Source organism: Rufibacter sp. JT20002 (assembly GCF_056491185.1).
Map to the genome: position 1 here is coordinate 452,424 of NZ_JBSZJY010000001.1, position 20,244 is coordinate 472,667.

The following is a 20,244-nucleotide window of genomic DNA, read 5'->3' on the forward strand; positions in this document are numbered from 1 at the left end:
AAAGCAAAAAGGCGAAGGGTTTCCCTCCGCCTTTTTACTTTATGTTATTTTTTCAGGATCAGGTGTCCTAATTTATCCCGTTTGGTGGTTAAATACCGTTGATTGTGCTCATTAGGGGTAATTTCAATAGGCACTTGCTCCACAATTTGCAGCCCGTAACCAATTAGGCCTGTGCGTTTGCGGGGGTTATTAGAAAGCAGCCTCATTTTAGTCACCCCCAAGTCTCGGAGGATTTGGGCCCCAACGCCGTAGTCGCGCTCATCCGTCCCGAAGCCTAGTTGCAGGTTGGCTTCTACGGTATCTAAGCCTTGCTCCTGCAGCTTGTAAGCCTTTAACTTATTCAACAAACCAATACCGCGGCCCTCCTGGTTCATGTACACAATCACGCCTTTGCCCTCGCGCTCAATCATCTCCATAGCTTTGTGCAGCTGGGGACCGCAGTCGCAGCGGGAAGAACCAAAGATGTCACCGGTTACGCAGGAAGAGTGCACCCGTACCAACACCGGCTCGCCTTCTTCCCAGGTACCTTTCACCAAAGCAAGATGTTTGGCGTTGTTGCTGCGCTGAGTGTACGCGTAGAGGTCAAAGTCACCCCAGTCAGTAGGTAGCTCCACAGCAATTTCGCGGTCTATGAGGCTTTCCTTTTGCAGGCGGTACGTGATCAGGTCCTTGATGGAGATCAGCTTGAGGTTAAAACGCTCGGCTACTTTCTCCAGATCGGGCATGCGGGCCATGGTGCCGTCTTCGTTCATGATCTCCACCAGAACCCCGGCCGGAGCTAAACCAGCCAGTTGCGCCAGGTCAACGGCGGCTTCGGTGTGGCCAGCTCTTCTGATTACGCCTTCTTTGCGAGCGCGCAGCGGAAAGATGTGTCCGGGTTTGCCTAACGAGGCCGGATCGGTTTTAGGGTCGGCTAAGGCCAGAATGGTTTTAGCCCGGTCTGAGGCCGAGATACCGGTAGTACACCCGTGGCCCAGCAAATCCACCGATACGGTGAAAGGCGTGGCGTGCAGGGCGGTGTTACGGCCCACCATCAGCTCAAGGCCCAGTTCATCGCAGCGTTCCTCGGTGAGGGGAGCGCAGATAAGGCCCCGGCCGTGGGTAGCCATGAAATTGACGATCTCGGGAGTTATTTTCTCCGCGGCACAGATAAAATCGCCTTCGTTCTCGCGGTCGTCATCGTCTACCACAATCACTACTTTGCCGGCTTTTATATCTTCTATTGCGTCTTCTATTTTATCTAACATGATGTTGTCTTCTACGGTAAAGCAAGCTAAACGACATGCCTGCTTTGAGATGCGCAAAGATAGCGGTTTTTGAATGGCAAAAGTGCGCATCCTTGGGCATAGCACTAACATGCATTATACTTACCTCCTGTATAACAAGCTTGCGCTAGAATTAGTGACGACTCAGGAAAATTTTCCGGAGGGAAGCAGCAGATTGCCCAACGCGGGTGGACTGAAAGGAACTAGTTATCTCCAAATTGAGGCTAAGGCTACCAAAAGGAAAAGCGCTTTTAGCCTAGTTTAGTAAAACCAAGCTAAAAGCGCTTTAAACAGGATCTTGTTTAAAGCCGTTTTCCCAGAAAACAGCTTCTAAACAAAGACACGTTGATTAACGGACAGTACTAGTTCATTGAAAAAGAGTAAACAAAGGCAGCCCCCACAGTGGTTTGGGTTTTCTTGGAGAACTGCCCGCTTACATCCTCAAAGAACGCGTCTTTTGCTTTGTCAAACCGGACTTCGGGCTTAATCAGGAAATTGCCTCCTGCCAGTTTGATGTTGCCCGTCATGGTGTAAGAGGTTACTTCCAAAGGACCAAAGTATCGTACGCCCTTGGGATCTGAAAAATACTCGCCCCTGAAACCTAGCCCAAACTTGCTGCTGAGTTCATAATTGGCATACAAGGCCCCTCCGCCCCAAGAGGCATCTTTAGACCAGGTGTCCTCACTTGACTCTGTGTCAGCACCGGTGAAAAAAGAACCGTAGGCAGCGTTCACGCCCAGCTTGAACGTTGGGGTAAGCTGGTACGAGGTGGTAAGGTCGAACAGGCTGGTGTAGCTTCCCTTATTCCCCCCGAAGTTAGACAAGGTATTGTATTCATCGCCCCCAATCCAATTCAGGTACATGCCGAAGCCCTCTAAAGGCGTCAGGTGTACCTGGGCAGTCACTGATTTTTGATCGTTCAGGTCATTGAGGCAGTCCCAGCCGTTGATTACGCCTACCATCAGCCCAAGTTTAGGGCTAGCCGTGTAGTCCAGCTTTGCCCCAGTATGGTAGAAAGGGCCGTTGCCGAACAGATATGACAAGCTGTAGTTGTAGTTGAGCGGAGCGTCTATGAGTTCATACCCAATGTGTGTGGCGTACTGCCCCACTGTAAGCCGAAATTTGTCTGTGAAATCGTAGGCAACGTATGCTTGTTTGATGATTTTGGCGGTGCCGGTATTGCCAAAGTTGCAAAGATCTGCATTAGGCCCAAAGGTAAGATCTACTACCGCAGTGGCTTTGTCTTTCTTGTAGGTCAGCAAGGTCTGGATCAGCCCCAGTGAGATGTTGTCATGGTACTGGTCAAACACGCGGCCCTGGTTTTTACCAGATTCTGGCCGATTGAGGTTGTACTGGTAAAAGGCATCTACGTAGCCGCTCAGGTTGAAGGTTCCTTTAGATGGTTCTTCGGCAACGGCTTTTAGGGTGTCTACAGAGGAAATTTCCTGGGCAATAGTTATCTTAGCAGCGGCAAAAAACGTTGCCGCTGTAAGCGCGTAAATCTTTCTCATACTGCTTCTGTTAACTGTTAGGAATATTTTAGAAAAGTGTTCACACCAGGCCCATGGGCAGCACCTCCTCAAATTGCCGTTTGAGGGACGCAGGTTCTACCATAGGAGACCAGTACTAATAAACAAGGCGGAGAGAAGGGTAACCGTGATTTGCCAGAAGTAAAAGCAGGGGTAATGTCTAGACCACATTACCTCCTGTTTTTACAATCCATGTCACTGGCTTCTGCTCCTGCTGTCTGATCAGACAGAAACAGGGGTTCTTTTAGGAAGGTCTGCTTCCAATACTTCTTCTTTTTCTGGCATGCTCATCTCATACCCTGGGCTGTTGATGTCTGGATAGGCGTGCATTTTATGTTCGTGGATGTCCAAACCTTCCATTTCTTCTCTTTCGCTTACCCGTAAGCCCATGGTCATTTTAAGGACTGCCCACAGCACAAAGGCAAAGGCAAAGCTGAAACCACCTACCGCTCCAATCCCAATCAATTGGCTAATGAGTTGTGGCATACCGGCCAGGTTACCAAAAAAGCCCACGGCCAATGTTCCCCAGATGCCACACACCAAGTGTACCGACAACGCACCTACCGGATCATCCACCCTAAGTTTGTCAAATACCGTTACCGCAATCACCACCAGGCTACCAGCTACCAGGCCAATGATAACAGAGTCAACCACGCCCATCTGGTCTGCACCGGCGGTAATACCCACCAAACCTGCCAGTATGCCGTTGAGTACCATGGTAAAGTCACCGGTTTTGAAAAGCAGGTAAGAAAACAGGCAACCACCCACGGCACCAGCTGCTGCGGCTAAGCTGGTCATTACTAAAACTCTGGAAACCGCTCCTGGAGCGGCAGACAACACTGATCCGCCGTTGAACCCAAACCAGCCCAACCATAAAATAAAGACGCCAATGGTAGCCATGGGAATACTGTGGCCCGGGATAGGCTTGATTTTGCCATTCACGTACTTTCCAATTCTTGGCCCCAGCAGCAGAATGCCCGCCAATGCACCCCAGCCTCCTACCGAGTGGACAATGGTAGAACCGGCAAAATCATAGAAGGGCGTAGACAAGGTGTTTAGGAAACCGCCTCCCCACTTCCACATGCCTACGATTGGGTAGCAAAGGCCCACAAACACTACGGAAAATACCAGGAACGTAGCCAACTTGATCCGTTCAGCCACAGCTCCAGACACGATGGTGGCACAAGTGGCGGCAAACATTCCTTGGAAAAGGAAATCGGTCCAGAAGGTGTACCCTGCATTGTACGAAGACGTTTCACCACCTTCGGGCAGGTTGATCCCCCAGCCAGAAAACCCGAAAACCTTGCCGGCAAAGTCAGCGCCCGGGTACATGAGAGAGAATCCCCACAGGGCATACATCAGCAAACCTATGGGAGGCATCATGCTGTTTTTGAACAGGATGTTGACGGTGTTCTTTGACCTGGCTAACCCAGATTCTAACGTGGCGAACCCCAGATGCATGACAAACACCAAAAAGATGGAAACCATCATCCAGACATTGTTGATGACAAATAACTCTTGTGACATGGCAAATTGTTTAGGTGAGAAATAGATTTTGATTGTGGTGTTGTTTTGTAAAAGAAGGAGGACTTACAGGGCCATTTCGCCAATCTCGCCGGTCCGGATTCGGATGACTTCTTCCAAATCCATGATGAAGATTTTGCCGTCGCCCACTTTTCCGGTAGTAGCGATTTTGAGAATAGTGGAAACCACGGGGTCTACCTGCTCATCGGTGGCAATGAGTTCTATTTTGGTTCTGGGAATGAACCCCACATTGTAAGAGGTGCCACGGTACACCTGGGAGGAGCCGTGCTCTAACCCAAAACCTTTCACATCATAGGTAGACATGAACGGAATCCCGATCTCAGCCAAGGCTTCGTACACCTCTTCAAATTTGGATGTTCTAATGATTGCTTCAATTTTCTTCATAAGCTTATCATCTGGTTTTACACTTATACTCAAAGGGTGTGTTTATCTGTATTTATATGAATTTAAAACAAACCACCTAAAAAGCAAGGGCTTACATTAACACTACTTACTAATTTCAACCAAAACCACCTTAAAACTGGCACCCACCTTTTTTAAAAATTTCAGCCATTTTGCTTTAATTTTTCTTATAACGGCAACAAAACAGACTGTACCTTTCCTTCTTGTTATCAAAATATTCGGTTTACACTCCATTTATTGAGGAATACTCAAGAAAGCCTTCCAAATCTCCCAAGGATGCTAACACTTGAGATCAGCAAAAGAAAATTTCATATCTACCTCAACTAAAAGCAGGAAGCTCTTCTTAATTAATTTGATTGGCTACAGAAAGGTGATTAAAAGAGATTGACCGACGAGAGGCTGGGCATGGAAGTCAAACAAACCCATACGAAAAGAAATAATACAAAAAGCCCTTCGGTTTATAACTTGTTTCTATGAAACAAGCCACAAACCGAAGGGCTTTCCAGAATAGATAATCCTATAAGTAAATAAAAACTGATCCTACCAGAATAAATTTAAAAGTAAAACAGCTTTAGGAGTAGTTCCTTTTAAGGCTGCGGACCAAACACGATGAGAGTATCACTGCCTAGAAAACGTATTTATCTAAATTGGCTCAGACAGTAGGGCCATTCATCGACTTACCACTATCCCTAGAAGGTCTGCTATCTGCTTCTCAAATTCTTTGAGGGCTTTGATGGTGCGTAGGGTTTTGTCCAGTTCCTGGGCATCGGTGAGGCGGGGCAGAGTGTCCATCTGGTCTTTGATCATGAGTTGCACGTTGCGCCACTTTAAACGCAGCACCTCGCGCTCAGAGCCGTAAGAAACCAAATCGCTTTCGTGGGGCACAAAGATCTCGTGGGTAGCCCAGCCTTTGCTAAGTTCATACTTCTCGCTGAGCAGGTCTACCACCTCTGTGCGGATTTCCTTTTCCTCGTGCTGCATAAATTCTGAAGCCGTTGGCAAGAACCCCTGCTCTAGTTTGAGGCGGCACAGGTCAAACAGCTTTTTGTAAATCGGGGTCTTAAACTCAATGTCCTCCAACTCGCCCAACATGAACTGACTGGCAGTGAGGCCTTCCTCCACCTCTTTGTCGGCGTAGTTGAGGATGAATCGGATGACTTCCCGCTCGCGGGTGCGGAGCAGGTTGTTTTGGTCGGTTTCCTGCTGGTCCTCCTCCTCGTACATGGCGGCCTCTGCCTCTGCCGCTGCTGCGGCTTCCGCTTCGGCGGCCATTTCCTCAAAGGAACCCGGCGCGTAAGAAGATGGAGCCGAGCTGTAGGAAGAAGGCTGAGACTGTTGGGACCGGGAGTTTTTTTGCTCCGTGAGGTGAATTTTGTTGTACTCAGAAATCAGCACCTGCTCGTCAATCCCGAACAGGAGACTGCACTGCTTCAGGAACACCGAACGCTTGATGGCGTCCGGAATCTTGGCAATGGACACCACCATTTCCCGGATGGCATCGGCTTTCTTGACTGGATTATCCTTAGCTTCCTGCGCGTACAGCTCTGATTTAAAAGAGATAAAATCCTGGGCGTGTTTCTCTAAATACGCCTTGAAAGCCGTATCGCCTACTTTCCGGATGTAAGAGTCAGGGTCATCGCCATCGGGGAACAACACCACGTTCACGTTCAGGCCACCTTCCAGAATCAGGTCGATCCCGCGTAAAGAGGCTTTAATCCCGGCAGGGTCACCGTCATACAGCACCGTGATGTTCTTGGTGTAGCGGCCGATGAGCTTGATCTGGTTCTCGGTGAGGGACGTCCCAGAAGAGGCCACCACGTTCTCAATACCACCCTGGTGCAGCGACAAAACATCCAGATAACCCTCTACCAGATAGCAGTTGTCTTCCTGCCGGATGGATTGCTTGGCCTGGTACATGCCGTACAGCACATCACTTTTGTGGTAAATGGGCGATTCCGGCGAGTTAACGTATTTGGGTGATTTCTTGTCGTTGGTCTTGAGAGTACGCGCGCCAAACCCGATGGTGCGGCCACTTACGTTCTGAATGGGAAACATTACCCGCCCCCGGAACCGGTCATACTGCTTGCCTTCTTCCTGCTTCACAATGGTGAGGCCGGTTTCCTCCAGGTACTTCAGCTGAAAGCCTTTTTCCAGGGCCGCTTTGGTGAAATCGTCCCAGGAATCTAAGCTGTAGCCCAGCTCAAACTTCTGGATGGTAGCCGCCGACAAACCGCGTTGCTTAAAGTACGGTGCGCCTATGCTTTGGCCCTCGTCATTTTTATGGAGGGCGTTTACGTAGTACTTTTTCGCAAAGTCAGAGAGAATGTAGAGACTATCTCGCTCGTTCTGGGCTTGCACCGCCGCCGGGCTCTGGTCTTCTTCAATGTCAATACTGTACTTCTTGGCCAGATACTTGAGCGCCTCCACGTAGCTGGTGCCCTCAATGTCCATGATGAACTGCACCGAGTTACCCGCCTTTCCGCAACCAAAGCACTTGTAGATACCCTTGTTAGGCGCTACGCTGAAGGAAGGCGATTTCTCATGGTGGAACGGGCAGCAAGCCCACATGTTCTGGCCCTTCTTCTTCAAACTCACAAAATCACCCACTACCTCCACTATGTCGGCTTGCAGGATGATCTGGTCAACAACTTCTTTCTTAATCAGGGCCATGGGTAAACGGAAATGGGGATGTAGACAAAGATACAGATTTTGGGGTTGTAAGTAGTTCCGGATTCAAGCTAGAGCAGCCGTTTTCATTCCTTCAAAATAAAAACGCCAACCTAAAAGGCTGGCGTTAGTCTACTTCTATTCTATTGCTTATTTGGGGAAAACAATGCTAAAACCGCTTGGCTACGAAAAGGCGTTTGCTTAATTGGGGAGAGAACATAACTCCGGCGTCAGAAACACCAGTTTTGCATTTAAGTGGCGGGAGTGCAACACCAAACCACCTTCTTTGGAAAGCATTGCCAGATTTACTTCATCCAAGGCTTGCAGATAGAGTTGCTCAAACTGCATCTGTTCCCCCGTTGCACCTATCCTGGTACTTCCTACATGGCTTACGTCAAGCACTACGGTCTGTGGGTCTTCTGAGGGCACAGTGGGAGAACCAGTCACTGCATACCGGCCAAAGTAGTGGTTCACGGGCAAGGTACCATTCAGGTCGTAGGTAAAGGGTTCGTTTGACTGCTGATAGGTAGAGACATTGGTCAGGTTTAGTCTGGTGTTTTGGCCCTCCACTCTGGTGGCACCGCCTCCCTCCTGCGGCAGTTCTATGTACTGCAGAATCCAGGAGCCATAGATGTCCTGCCTTTCAGGAGCAGGTTCATCTCTTTCCCAACAACTGCTCACCAGAAAAACCACCAGCAGCAAAGAAGTAACTTGAAGTAACGGGGTTCTGAAAGAAAATAGCGTTGACATCACATTAGTTTCTAAGGTTTCGAAATGAATTCTTTGAAGATCTACCAAATAACTCTCTGCGGAAACTTATTACTTAAGTTCAGAAATTCCGGCTTCTACTTTGTCTAAAAACGGATGCAGGTACTCTGGCACATTATGTCTGAATTTGTCAATCAGGAAGTACCGTTTCATGCCATTTAGGCCTACCTCCAGGTAAATTCCGCCGCCGTCAGACGCGTCTGGGCTGCCAATGATAGTTCTTTCCTCGGTGAGGAGCCTGGCAGGAACCTGATGCAGCAAATCCTTCACCTTCTCGTACTGCGCTGGGCTTTTCAAGACGAAGTTGCCTTCGTAGGGTTTGCCTCCGGGGTACCGGTCATTGGTGTCTTCATAAAGCACACCATTTTCAATCTTGAAGATCTCCACACAGTTTTCGCCGCCGCAAAATCCATAGTAATGTCCAAACACCAGGTAGTTGGCAGATTCAAGCGTGGCATCCTCTTCTTTGCAGCCGGTGGATGCCAGAAGAATTAAAACGAGATACAGAAACTTCTTCATGGGTAGTTGGTTAATCAGTTGAAAACTAACAGGAAGCCAGCGCCTCTTTTGTACGCCTCCCGTTCTGCCATGATGACCCTTTTGCCTGGTCATTGGTTGCACCTCTTTCCTTGAAGTTCTTAATTCTGCCTTACTTTTAGGAAACCAGCCTTAAAACAGCTTCTGATAGCTTGTTAAACAGATAGTTTGTACCTTTGTATAGGCGAATTTTAGCGCTATTGACAGTATGGCAATTACCCAAGAAGACGTATTAAAAGCCCTTAGTTATGTAGAGGAACCAGATTTAGGCAAAGACCTGGTGACTTTGAACATGATTGAGGACGTACAAATAAACGGTTTGGATGTCGCTTTCACAGTGATCCTGACCACCCCCGCTTGTCCGCTGAAAGACCTTATCCGGAATGCCTGTATCAGGGCTATCCATACCATGGTCAACAAGGACGCGAACGTGACGGTGAACATGACCTCCCGCGTGACCTCGGCCCGCCAAGACAATCAGGCTTTGCTGAAAGGCGTGAAGAACATCATTGCAGTGGCTTCTGGTAAAGGTGGTGTTGGTAAATCCACGGTGACCTCTAACCTGGCCGTGGCGTTGGCCCAGTCTGGTGCGAAGGTAGGCTTGGTGGATGCCGATATCTCAGGTCCGTCGGTACCTACTATGTTTGGCGTGGAAGATGCCCGCCCGGCCGTGTACCGCATGCCCGATGGCCGCAACCTCATTGAGCCTATTGAAAAGTACGGCATCAAGCTCATGTCTATCGGGTTCCTGGCTCCGGCCGAGAGTGCGGTAGTATGGCGTGGTCCTATGGCCAGTTCTGCATTGAAGCAATTCATCACTGAGGTAGACTGGGGAGAGCTGGATTATTTGCTCATTGACTTGCCTCCGGGAACCAGCGACATTCACCTGACGTTGGTACAGACAGTACCGGTAACGGGCGCCATCATTGTGACTACCCCACAGAAAGTGGCCATTGCCGATGCGGTGAAGGGTTTGCAGATGTTCCGGCAGCCGCAGATCAACGTTCCAATCTTAGGGTTGGTAGAAAACATGGCGTACTTCACGCCGGCTGAGCTTCCAGAGAATAAATATTATATCTTTGGGCAAGGCGGCGGCCGTGACCTGGCAGAACGCTACGGTGTTCCGTTCATTGGTGAGGTTCCGTTGGTACAGAGCATCCGCGAAAGCGGCGACCAGGGCGCTCCGCAGATTCTGCAGGAAGGCTCACCCGCCTCGCAGGCTTTTGAGCAGGTGGCACAGGAAGTGGCCCGGCAGGTTTCCGTAAGGAACGCCAGCTTGGGCAAAACCAAAGTAGTAGAAATTAAAGCGTAAGATAATGGCAGAGATCGCATTAAAAGAGATTTTACTCCAGCAAGTGGAGCTAGCCCTAGATTCTATCCGGCCGTACCTTAAAACTGACGGTGGTGATGTGAAGGTAGTTGACATCACCGAGGAAAAAGTGGTGCTGCTGGAACTGATGGGTGCCTGCGGCTCTTGCCCCATGTCTACAATGACCTTTAAAGGCGGTATTGAGCAGGCTATCATGCGAGCCGTACCCGAAATCAAAGGCATTCAGGCAGTGAACCTTACCCCTATGGACGTGTAAGCACTCTGCTTACTTAGCATACAAGCCCACCGGCTGCAGAAACATACCTTTCTGCAGCCGGTGGGTTTTCTGTTTTAGGCCCGTTTCCCAGAAACTACTCTTTAAATGCGCGATAAGGCTTGGGAAAAAAGAAGCGAATAGCCATGATCAAGTGACAAGCCATTGATTTTTGCAACCATTCCCTTTTCTCGCAGACCTTTTTATCTTTGTTGACCACCATCCTAACCAACATGCTAACCGCCAACGATCCCTCGCTCCACTCTTGGATTCAAATTGCCCCAGATTGTGATTTCCAGATCCAGAACCTTCCCTTCGGAATCTTTCAGGCGGAGGACCGTGACCCCAGGGTGGGCGTGGCCATTGGCGAGTACGTGTTGGATGTGTACGTGCTCACGCAACACGGCCTCTTTGACATGCTGGATGTAGAAGATCCCACTGTTTTCCATCGTCCGTACCTCAACGAGTTCATGGCGCTGGGCCGGACCATCTGGCGGCAGGTTCGCGGCCGCATCTCAGAACTCCTGCGCAACGACAATCCCGAAATCAGGGATAACCGGGAACTCATGGCCGAGTGCCTTCTAAAGCAGCGGGATGTGCAGATGCTCATGCCCGTCAAAGTACCCAACTACACCGATTTTTACTCCAGCATGGAGCACGCCACTAACGTAGGCTCCATGTTCCGCGACCCAGCCAACGCCTTGCTCCCTAACTGGAAGCACCTGCCGGTGGGCTATCATGGTAGGGCTTCCTCCATCATTCCGTCAGGGGTTCCTATTAGAAGGCCCAAAGGCCAAACCAAACCCGCTGATGCAGAAACACCGGTCTTTGGCTCTACCAAACAGCTAGATTTTGAACTGGAAGTAGCGTTTATTGCCGGTCAACCCACTGAAATGGGCACCTCTCTTACCACCTTAGAAGCGGAAGAATACATCTTTGGACTGGTGCTGTTCAATGACTGGTCGGCCAGGGACATTCAGGCGTGGGAGTACGTGCCTCTGGGACCCTTTTTGGCTAAGAACTTCGGCTCTTCCATTTCCCCGTGGGTGGTTACCTTGGATGCCTTGGAACCCTTCAGAGTGGCGGGACCGGTACAGGAGCCAAAGGTGCTGCCGTACCTGGAGTTCAGCGGCCCTAAAAACATCAATATCAACCTGGAAGTAACCCTGCAAGCCCCAGGTCTGCCGGAGGAAGTGGTGATTTGCCAATCTAACTACAAACACATGTACTGGAACATGAACCAGCAACTGGCGCACCATACCGTCAATGGCTGCAACCTTGAAGTTGGGGACATGTACGCCTCCGGAACCATCAGCGGGCCTACGCCAGATTCCTACGGTTCCCTATTGGAATTAACTTGGCGCGGTACCAAACCTCTCCTACTCCCTAATGGCACAGAGCGCAAGTTCCTCCAGGACGGGGATGTGGTTACCATGCGCGGCTACGCCGAAAAGAACGGCGTTAGAGTAGGATTTGGGGAAGTATGCACCGAGATTTTACCGGCTTTATAAGGAAGAGTAGAAAATTAGGAAATGGGAAATTTGTAAATAATTTCCTCCAAAACGAACCTGCTGATTTCTAAATCTTCAAACCTATTCCATGAGGAGCTTCAACCCCAAAGAGATACCAACGTCCGAGTTCCATGGCCTTATGCTGGGAGCCATTGCTCCCCGCCCTATTGCGTTTGCCAGCACCGTAGACAAAGACGGCAATGTGAATCTAAGCCCTTTCAGTTTTTTCAACTGCTTTGGCTCTAACCCACCGGTGCTTGTCTTCTCCCCTTCTCGCCGAGTACGGGATAACACCGGCAAGCACACCCTGGACAATGTGCTGGAAACCGGCGAGGTGGTCATCAACATAGGAAATTACGCCATGGTGGAGCAAATGTCTCTGGCTAGTACCGAGTACGACAAAGGAGTGAATGAATTCCTGAAGGCAGGTCTTACTCCCATCGCCTCTACCCTAGTGAAACCGCCCCGAGTAGCAGAAGCACCGGCGGCTTTTGAGTGCAAGGTGTTAGAGGTAAAACCCATTGGGGACAAAGGCGGGGCAGCCAACTTAGTCATTTGTGAAGCTGTTTTGCTGCACGTGAAAGAGGAAGTCTTCGGGGCAACTGGCAAATCCATTGATCCATTTAAGTTAGATGCCGTGGCACGACTGGGCGGAGACTGGTACCTCCGTGCCCAAGGCAATTGCCTGTTTGAACTGCCGAAGCCGCTGCAGAACAAAGGAATGGGCATTGACCAACTACCGGCCCACATCCGCCAAAGCTCCGTGCTCACGGGTAATAACCTCGCCCGGCTAGGAAACACCCAAAGTTTGCCCACATCAGCGGAGGTCCAGGAATTTACTAGCCAGCCTCTTTACAGATACCTGGTTCATAAGCACCAAAATAACCCCGCCGAAACCGAGAAGCAAATTCACTTACTGGCCCAGCGGCTTTTGAAAGAAGGTAGGGTTCAGGAAGCTTGGAAGGCGCTCTTGGCCATTGAACATTCCTGATATCCTTTTCGGTTAATTTCTCAAAAACAGCTTTAAAACAGATTGAGGTTTGTTTGTAACATGAAGTAGGGGCAATCTCCTGTGGTTGCCCGTTCTATTTCTAGTCAAATGCGCAACCACAAGGGACTGCTCCTACACAGCTGTAATTAGCCGCTATTCTTTTTTCAAAAATCAAAAAGCTGTTCTGAGCCCCTTTTCTTGAAAAGAGACCCAGAACAGCTTTTTGATATATTTTAAATCCGATGCTTAGTAACTAATCTATCATACGTTAATTGCGGACGGCAATCATTAAGCTTAGTTCTTTGTAGCGCATATTGAATTTCTTCGCGATGGAAGCATTGGTAAGGCTGCCTTTGTAGATGTACACACCGCTGCGGTAATGCTCGTGAGTGAAGAGGGCTTCGTTTACGCCGCCGTACTTGGAGATCTCCAGAAACATGGGCGTAAAGATATTGCTCAGAGCCTTGGTGGCGGTACGGGGCACCCTTGATGGTATGTTGGGCACGCAGTAATGAATGACATCGTACTTGCGGTAAACGGGGCGTTTGTGGGTGGTCATCTCAGACGTCTCAAAGCAACCTCCCTCGTCAATACTCACGTCAATGATAACAGACCCGGGGTTCATCTTAGCAACCACGTCTTCCGCAATCATGCACGGCACTTGCCCATCTTCGGCGGTTACGGCTCCAATCACTACATCGGCATCCTGGATTTCGCGGTGCAGAATGGTGAGATCTAAGGTGGAGGTGAAGAGTTGGGTTCCTACGTTCTGCTTGAGGCGGCGCAGTTTATACAGATGATCGTCAAAGACCTTTACCTCGGCTCCAAGACCTAAAGCGGCACGGGTTGCATACTCGGCTACGGTTCCGGCGCCAATAATCACCACTTTGGAGGGAGGCACACCAGTGATACCGCCTAAAATCACGCCTTTGCCCTCGTTGCTGCTGCTCAGGTACTCGGCCGCGATCAGCATAACGGTACTACCGGCAATCTCGCTCATAGCCCTTACAACCGGCTTGGTATCAGACTTATCTTTCAGCAGCTCAAAGGAGATGGCATTGATCTTTTTACGGCAAAGGGCGCTGATGTACTCTGAGGTAAGGGAGCCAATCTGCAACGCCGAGATCAGGGTCTGGCCCGGTTTGAAATAATCTAATTCATCTAAAGTAGGCGGCGCAATCTTGAGCAGGATATCTGCTTCGTAGACTTCTTTGGTAGAGTAGACAATGACCCCACCCGCCTCTGAGAATTCATGGTCTGAGTACTTGGAGGGAGCCCCCGCCCCAGATTCAATCCAGACTTCGTGCCCGTTATCGGTTAATTGTTTCACTGCCTCCGGCGTAAGCCCGATGCGGTTTTCCTGTAAAGAAGATTCTTTGGGGATGCCAATAAACAGATTCCGTTTACGGGTTTCTATCGCCAACATTGACTCTTTGGGCATCAGACTACGTGCTGTGGCCTTGGTCAGGGCTTCAAACCCGCTCTTCTCCGTCATTTCCTCCATCATAAACTCTCATGCTAATGATACGCGCCTCTTCGGCTTCTCCGGTTTCAATAGTTACCTCCACCCCTTCCTCAGGGAGCAGGTCTGCCACTTTTGAGGGCCATTCTATCAGGCACAGGTGACCGGAACTGAAATATTCCAACGCCCCTATATCCAAGGCTTCCTCCTGATTTTCGACCCTATAAAAATCAAAATGGTAAATGAGTTCCCCATTCTCTGCCTCGTACTCGTTCACGAGCGAAAATGTAGGGCTACTGACCGGTTCCTGTACCCCCAATTGGACACATATCGCCTTGATAAAGGTGGTTTTACCGGCCGCCATCTCACCCTCAAACAAAATTATCCTTTTTTGTCCGATAAATGATAACAATTTGGCGGCGGCCTTCGGTAAATCCGCTTTTGTGAAGATTTCAATTATTTGCTGGCGCGCTTCAGGCTCAGGCATTTCTAGGTGAAAGGGTTATAAATGGAATGATGGTTTCCTCTAAAGAGACGCCTCCGTGCTGGAACGTGTCTTTGTAGTGGTTCACGTAGTAGTTGTAGTTGTTAGGGTAGGCAAAGAAGTCATCGTTCATGGCGAAGACGTAAGCCGTAGACACGTTGCTTTTTGGCAGGTGGAACCGCTCTGGCTTGCGGCATACCAGCACATCTTTCTCCGTAAAGCCCAGGTTTTTGCCGTGCTTGTAGCGCAGGTTGGTGTTGGTATTGCGGTCGCCCACAATCTTGAACGGCTTTTTCACGCGCACGGTACCATGGTCGGTGGTGATGATGAGGCGGCCTTTCTTGTCTGCGATGGCTTTTAAGGTATCAAACAAAGGCGAGTGCAGAAACCAAGAGCGTGTCAAAGAGCGGTAAGCAGCCTCGTCGGCAGCCAACTCCCTGATCATCTGCATATCGGTACGGGCGTGTGAGAGCATGTCCACGAAATTATAGACAATCACGTTGAGCTTATTATTGTCCAGGTTGCTGAACTTGGATAACAGTTCTTTGCCGGCCGTGTTGTTGGTGATCTTATGGTAGCTGAACTTATCGTTGACCTTATTCTGCTGGAACTGGATCTGCAGGAAATCTTCCTCGTGCAGGTTTTTGCCTTCTTCTTCGTCATCAGACACCCACAGGTTGGGGTACCGTTTGGCAATATCGGCGGGCAGCATGCCCGAGAAAATGGCATTACGCGCGTAGGCGGTAGTAGTTGGCAGAATGGAGTAGTACATCTCCTCATGCTCCACGTTGAAGTAATCGGTGATAATGGGCTCCAAAACCTTCCACTGGTCATAGCGCAGGTTGTCAATCAAGACAAAATACACCGGTGTATCACTTTCCTTCATCATAGGGAACACGCGTTCCTTGAACAGCCGGTGCGACATTAACGGAATCTCATCGGTTTCGTCGTTCACCCACTCTTCATAGTTGTCCATGATGAATTTGGCGAAGTTGGTGTTGGCTTCGTCTTTCTGCATGTTGATGACATCGGCCATGCTTTTACCGGCGGTATCCGCAATTTCCAGTTCCCAGTAAACCAGCTTCTTGTACACATCGGCCCACTCTTGGTAACTCAGGCGCTCGCCAAAGGCCATGCCCAGCGTGCGGAAATCGCGCTGGTAGGAACTGTTGGTTCTTTCCTCTACCAGACGGCGGTTGTCTAGAATCTTTTTCGCGGAAAGCAGGATCTGGTTAGGGTTGATGGGTTTGATGAGGTAATCGGCGATTTTGGAACCGATGGCCTCTTCCATGATGTGTTCTTCCTCGCTTTTGGTGATCATGACCACTGGCAGGGTTGGTCGCGCGGCTTTGATCTCTCCCAGAGCTTCCAGGCCGCTCAGGCCGGGCATGTTCTCGTCCAGGAAAACAAGGTCATAGGTTTGTTCCTGCACCTTCTCCACGGCATCGGCCCCGCTGTTAACAGGGGTTATGTCGTAACCTCTCTCCTGTAAGAAGAGAATATGGGGCTTGAGAAGGTCAATCTCGTCGTCCGCCCACAAAATAGTATATCTTTGCATGGCTAGTTATTGGTTTTCATAGCTTGTGTATAGGCTGGAGCATTCTGCGCCACTACAGATCTTTTTGCCTTTTACAGGCGCTTTCCGTAGAAATCACATAATACTACATTAACCGACAACGGACACTACAAGAACTAAGTTATCTTGAATAAGAAAAAAATCTTTAACGATCCGGTTTACGGCTTTATCACGGTTCCGTCTGACCTCCTGTTTGACATCATCCAACACCCGTATTTCCAACGCCTGCGTCGGATAAAACAACTGGGTCTCACGGAATTTGTGTACCCAGGGGCGTTGCATACCCGTTTCCACCACGCGTTGGGGGCCATGCACCTCATGAACATTGCCCTGCAGAGCCTGAGCGGCAAAGATAACATCATTACCGACAAAGAGTGTGAGGCTTCCATGGCGGCTATCTTGCTGCACGATGTTGGGCACGGACCTTTCTCGCACGCCTTGGAGACTGCCATCTTTGACCAGGTACCCCATGAGCAGATCTCGCTGCACATCATGGAGTTGCTGAACCAAGAGTTTGATGGACGCCTGCAACTGGCCATTGATATCTTCACCGATAATTACCACCGCCACTTCTTCCATCAACTGGTTTCCAGCCAACTGGACGTGGACCGCTTGGACTACCTTAACCGGGACAGCTTCTACACCGGGGTCTCGGAAGGAAAGATTGGCGCCGACCGTTTGCTGAAAATGCTGAACGTGCATGAAGATCACCTAGTGGTAGAGGAAAAAGGCATCTATTCCATTGAAAGCTTTCTGGTAAGCCGCCGCCTTATGTACTGGCAGGTGTACATGCACAAGACAGTGACCAGTGCGGAGCAGATGGTCATGAAGATCATGCAACGCGCCCGCGAACTAACCCAACGGGGTGTTGCCGTGCCCGCCAGCCGTAACCTGCAGTTCTTCCTCCGCGAGAGCCTTTCCATCCTGGATTTTGAACGCGACCCCACCATCATGCCGCGTTTTGTGTCTCTGGATGACTACGATGTCTGGAGCGCCATCAAAGCCTGGGCCGAGCACCCTGACAGAATCCTAAGCTACCTATCTACCTGCATGCTGGAGCGGAAACTCTTCAAGATCATGCTTTCTCCTACTCCATTTGACATTGACTTTCTGGTGGGGGTGCGGGAATTAGCGGTGGAGCATTTTGATATTTCCCCCGAAGAAGCGCATTACATGGTAGTGGAAGGTAAGATTAGCAACAACGCGTATGAATCTGGCGGAGAGAACATCAACGTCTTGACCAAGCAAAGCCTGGTAGTAGACGTAGCCGAAGCCTCTGACCTTCCCAATATCCAAGCCTTGAGCAAGAAAGTAGAAAAATACTACGTCTGCTACCCCAAGGAAATCACCCGTATGAGCCTCTAATCACCAGACCTGCTTTACGGCCCTTTTTCTTAAAACAGCCCCAAAACCCAACCTAACCCTGGAGACGAACCTCACTCTTCTTCTCTTTAACCTTTAACAACCCGATGATCATTTACCAGAGTGGCTTAATCACGTTAGACTATGACCCCGCCACCGACATTCTTTATATCAAATGGCCCGATGTGCAGGACTTTCTGGTTCTGGAGATACGACAGGCTCTCAAGATTCTAGTAGACCATATTAAAAGCTACGACATCAAGAAACTGATGATTGATTCAAGCAGCGCCTCCCTGGAAATCTCTGGCAACGAGTACAAAGAGGTTATCAAAGAGTTTGGACAAAACCTTATGAGCACCCGGCTTGAAAAAATGGCCCGGGTGATCACCTCAGACGTAACCCGGGAAAATAAAGTAGAGGAAGCCAAACAGGAACTTCGGTTTCCTATTCCTTTGCGCAACTTCCAAGATAAACAACAGGCTGTTTCCTGGCTTAAAGGAACGTTGAAAGAAGAAGTTTGATTATTGCCTTTCGGAGGAACCAGCCTCCCACTTTCGTATATCCTGTTTTGAAGGTTGGTTCATAAAAACGAGCCTAAAACGAGGTAAAACTCGGAGTAAGGCACCAATTCATATTCAAGGCTTAAAAGCTCTGTTCAGAAACCAGGTAAAGCATCCTCCTTCATGCCCTTTATAATCTAGAGCAATAAATACAATACAGGCACGCCCATTGCATTTTGAAAAATGGTTGGGCATTATTAAAATCAAAAAGCAAAGGCCAGGTTCCTGAGGTAGGAATCTGGCCTTTGCCTTTTGATTTAGAAAAATCCTCTCAAAACTAAAAGCCTACTCTTTGATGATCTTAATGGCTTTCACCCCATTCACCACTACCAAGTAGAAGCCAGGGTTTAGACCCGCCGTTGATACTACCAACTCCTTGGCATTTGCTTTCAGATTGAGCACCCTCACCCCGGTTTGGGTGTAGACCTCCACCGACTTGATAGATTTTCGCCCCTTGATGGTCAATTGATTCTGCACTGCGGTGGGATAGCCCAAGAAATCCTTTTTCTCCTCTGCCAGATCAGCGACACCGGTTACCTGCCCTCTTCTTACGTACGTTTTGAGGTTCGGCATTTCGTCCAAAGTGATGACGTAGTCATGCGCGAACATTTTCTGCCACAAAGCCAAGGAATTATATCTGCTTTCGCGGGTGTATCCCCCGTACCAGGGCATGTACCAGGACCAGGCGGCACCGTCTCTCACCAGGTTATCTACGTCAGGGAAAGAACCGGTTTCGCTTAGCGTCAGCATCTTTTTGCCGCCGTAACGGGAATTCATGTCACTGAACTCCAGAATTTGGGAACCGTGGTCTCCGTCTTTGTACACGTCTCGTCCCACTATATCTACATAGGCATCGCCGGGGTACCAGTCATCATCATTGGGCTCGCGGGTCCAAACCCAGATCAGGTTTCGCAGACCATGATGGTTCACCATGCGGTCATACATCAAACGCCAAAGTTCTTTCAAAGGGGCAGCCCCTTTGGCACCCCACCAAAACCAACCACCAGCCGCTTCGTGCAAAGGTCTCCAGATTACCGGTACGTTCTGCTCCTGCAACTCCTTCAACATACCAGAAACAAAGTCAATATCGGCTAACATAGCCCGGTACTCCGCTGAATTCACATCTGACACCTTGGAGATATCAAAGGTGGTACCATTGGGCTTTGAAGCGTTCTGAGTGTAAAATTCCTCCGTTCTTCTGGAAGGATCGCGCCAATGCCACAACATGGCTGGAATACCGTTGCGGTTGTACCAAGTCTTGGCGTCGTTGATGGGGGTTTTGTCATTGTACCAGTTGTACCCTCTGTCACTGTGCATGAAATCCAAGCCCAAAAGAGCAGGTTCCTTTCCGGTGTTTTCCTTTAACCAATTTGATTCATCAAAGCTGCTCAAGGTCATAGCTCCTGAGATAATCCTTTCGCCGTAATTATCCAGCAGAAAGTCATACAATGCTTTGGCTTCAGGAATTGGGTTAGCCGTTACCAAATTTTGGTTCAGGTTGAACCGGTTGGCCCCATCTACCTCTTCAAACTCTATGTAGTCAATGTTAATCCAACCCCAAGACTTAATAATTTTCACCTGGTGCTGGCCGACAGATAATTTCAGCACGCCTACCAGTTTCAAGGTAGAATATTGAGTTTGTGAAAAGGAGAAATCCAGGTTGTTTCCGTCAATATCAAACTTGTTTATCTTGTTTCCCCCCGAAGAAGCACCCCGTATGTAAATATTGTAGAAGCCTGCTTTGGCAGGAGTGACATTAAACGTTAGGTTCCCCTCTCCTTGGGCTACATAAAACCCTCCTGAGCAACTAGCACAAGTCTGCTTGGTGGCCCCTCCAGCTAAAATGGCATTTTCAGCTTCAAACTTCTGGGCAGAGGCGCTCAGAGAAAACGCAAGAAGCAGAAAGATGTATACTAGCTTAGTAATGTCTTTTATCATGGAACACGATTTCAAAAGTGGAGAAAGGAGCAGATATAACAACCTGCTTGTTTCAAAATTAGGC

17 protein-coding genes are annotated in these 20,244 nt (G+C 49.3%); 6 read left to right on the forward strand and 11 right to left on the reverse strand.

Going from position 1 to position 20,244, the window contains the following annotated elements; genetic code table 11:
* Window positions 1-44: 44 nt before the first annotated feature.
* The 7 genes from ACW9SV_RS01900 to ACW9SV_RS01930 form a co-directional block, all read right to left on the reverse strand.
* Window positions 45-1,247, reverse strand: coding sequence for a bifunctional 3,4-dihydroxy-2-butanone-4-phosphate synthase/GTP cyclohydrolase II (locus ACW9SV_RS01900; protein WP_479556502.1), 1,203 nt, complete (start codon window positions 1,245-1,247; stop codon window positions 45-47).
* 380 nt (window positions 1,248-1,627) lie between these two features.
* Entirely contained in the window at window positions 1,628-2,776 is a 1,149-nt protein-coding gene (locus ACW9SV_RS01905; protein ID WP_479555045.1) for a porin, read from the reverse strand.
* A 240-nt stretch (window positions 2,777-3,016) separates the two neighbouring features.
* Window positions 3,017-4,321, reverse strand: a complete 1,305-nt coding sequence (locus tag ACW9SV_RS01910; protein WP_479555046.1) for an ammonium transporter — start codon at window positions 4,319-4,321, stop codon at window positions 3,017-3,019.
* A 63-nt stretch (window positions 4,322-4,384) separates the two neighbouring features.
* Window positions 4,385-4,723, reverse strand: coding sequence for a P-II family nitrogen regulator (locus ACW9SV_RS01915; protein ID WP_479555047.1), 339 nt, complete (start codon window positions 4,721-4,723; stop codon window positions 4,385-4,387).
* 687 nt (window positions 4,724-5,410) lie between these two features.
* The gene (dnaG, locus tag ACW9SV_RS01920; protein ID WP_479555048.1) at window positions 5,411-7,411 is read right to left on the reverse strand and encodes a DNA primase; all 2,001 of its coding nucleotides are present in this window, start codon (window positions 7,409-7,411) and stop codon (window positions 5,411-5,413) included.
* 198 nt (window positions 7,412-7,609) lie between these two features.
* On the reverse strand, window positions 7,610-8,158 hold the full coding sequence (locus tag ACW9SV_RS01925; RefSeq protein ID WP_479555049.1) for an META domain-containing protein: 549 nt from the start codon (window positions 8,156-8,158) through the stop codon (window positions 7,610-7,612).
* A 69-nt stretch (window positions 8,159-8,227) separates the two neighbouring features.
* Window positions 8,228-8,695 (reverse strand): hypothetical protein, encoded by a 468-nt coding sequence (locus ACW9SV_RS01930; protein ID WP_479555050.1) that lies wholly within the window; start codon window positions 8,693-8,695, stop codon window positions 8,228-8,230.
* A 226-nt stretch (window positions 8,696-8,921) separates the two neighbouring features.
* On the opposite strand from ACW9SV_RS01930, the gene ACW9SV_RS01935 reads away from it, so the two are divergent.
* From ACW9SV_RS01935 to ACW9SV_RS01950, 4 genes are all read left to right on the forward strand, one after another.
* Window positions 8,922-10,025, forward strand: a complete 1,104-nt coding sequence (locus tag ACW9SV_RS01935) for an Mrp/NBP35 family ATP-binding protein (protein ID WP_479555051.1) — start codon at window positions 8,922-8,924, stop codon at window positions 10,023-10,025.
* A 4-nt stretch (window positions 10,026-10,029) separates the two neighbouring features.
* Window positions 10,030-10,299: a NifU family protein gene (locus ACW9SV_RS01940; RefSeq protein ID WP_479555052.1), complete on the forward strand. Its 270-nt coding sequence runs from the start codon at window positions 10,030-10,032 to the stop codon at window positions 10,297-10,299.
* Between the two features lie 230 nt (window positions 10,300-10,529).
* A complete protein-coding gene (fahA, locus tag ACW9SV_RS01945) occupies window positions 10,530-11,807 on the forward strand; it encodes a fumarylacetoacetase (RefSeq protein WP_479556503.1) in 1,278 nt (425 codons plus the stop codon).
* Window positions 11,808-11,895: 88 nt separating this feature from the next.
* Entirely contained in the window at window positions 11,896-12,798 is a 903-nt protein-coding gene (locus ACW9SV_RS01950) for a flavin reductase family protein (protein ID WP_479555053.1), read from the forward strand.
* Between the two features lie 268 nt (window positions 12,799-13,066).
* Here the strand turns inward: ACW9SV_RS01950 and ACW9SV_RS01955 are convergent, their stop codons facing one another.
* From ACW9SV_RS01955 to porX, 3 genes are read right to left on the reverse strand one after another with little or no spacing between them, the layout of a single operon-like run.
* Entirely contained in the window at window positions 13,067-14,302 is a 1,236-nt protein-coding gene (locus tag ACW9SV_RS01955; RefSeq protein ID WP_479556504.1) for an alanine dehydrogenase, read from the reverse strand.
* Window positions 14,271-14,747, reverse strand: coding sequence for a tRNA (adenosine(37)-N6)-threonylcarbamoyltransferase complex ATPase subunit type 1 TsaE (tsaE, locus tag ACW9SV_RS01960; RefSeq protein ID WP_479555054.1), 477 nt, complete (start codon window positions 14,745-14,747; stop codon window positions 14,271-14,273). The genes ACW9SV_RS01955 and tsaE overlap by 32 nt, the downstream gene beginning before the upstream one ends.
* A complete protein-coding gene (porX, locus tag ACW9SV_RS01965) occupies window positions 14,740-16,302 on the reverse strand; it encodes a T9SS response regulator signal transducer PorX (RefSeq protein ID WP_479555055.1) in 1,563 nt (520 codons plus the stop codon). Before porX ends, tsaE begins: the two co-directional genes overlap by 8 nt.
* Before the next feature lie 144 nt (window positions 16,303-16,446).
* On the opposite strand from porX, the gene ACW9SV_RS01970 reads away from it, so the two are divergent.
* Entirely contained in the window at window positions 16,447-17,685 is a 1,239-nt protein-coding gene (locus tag ACW9SV_RS01970; RefSeq protein ID WP_479555056.1) for an HD domain-containing protein, read from the forward strand.
* 104 nt (window positions 17,686-17,789) lie between these two features.
* Complete coding sequence (locus tag ACW9SV_RS01975; protein ID WP_479555057.1) at window positions 17,790-18,203, forward strand: hypothetical protein; 414 nt, start codon at window positions 17,790-17,792, stop codon at window positions 18,201-18,203.
* A gap of 324 nt (window positions 18,204-18,527) precedes the next feature.
* Here the strand turns inward: ACW9SV_RS01975 and ACW9SV_RS01980 are convergent, their stop codons facing one another.
* Window positions 18,528-20,180: a glycosyl hydrolase gene (locus ACW9SV_RS01980; protein ID WP_479555058.1), complete on the reverse strand. Its 1,653-nt coding sequence runs from the start codon at window positions 20,178-20,180 to the stop codon at window positions 18,528-18,530.
* Between the last annotated feature and the right edge of the window lie 64 nt (window positions 20,181-20,244).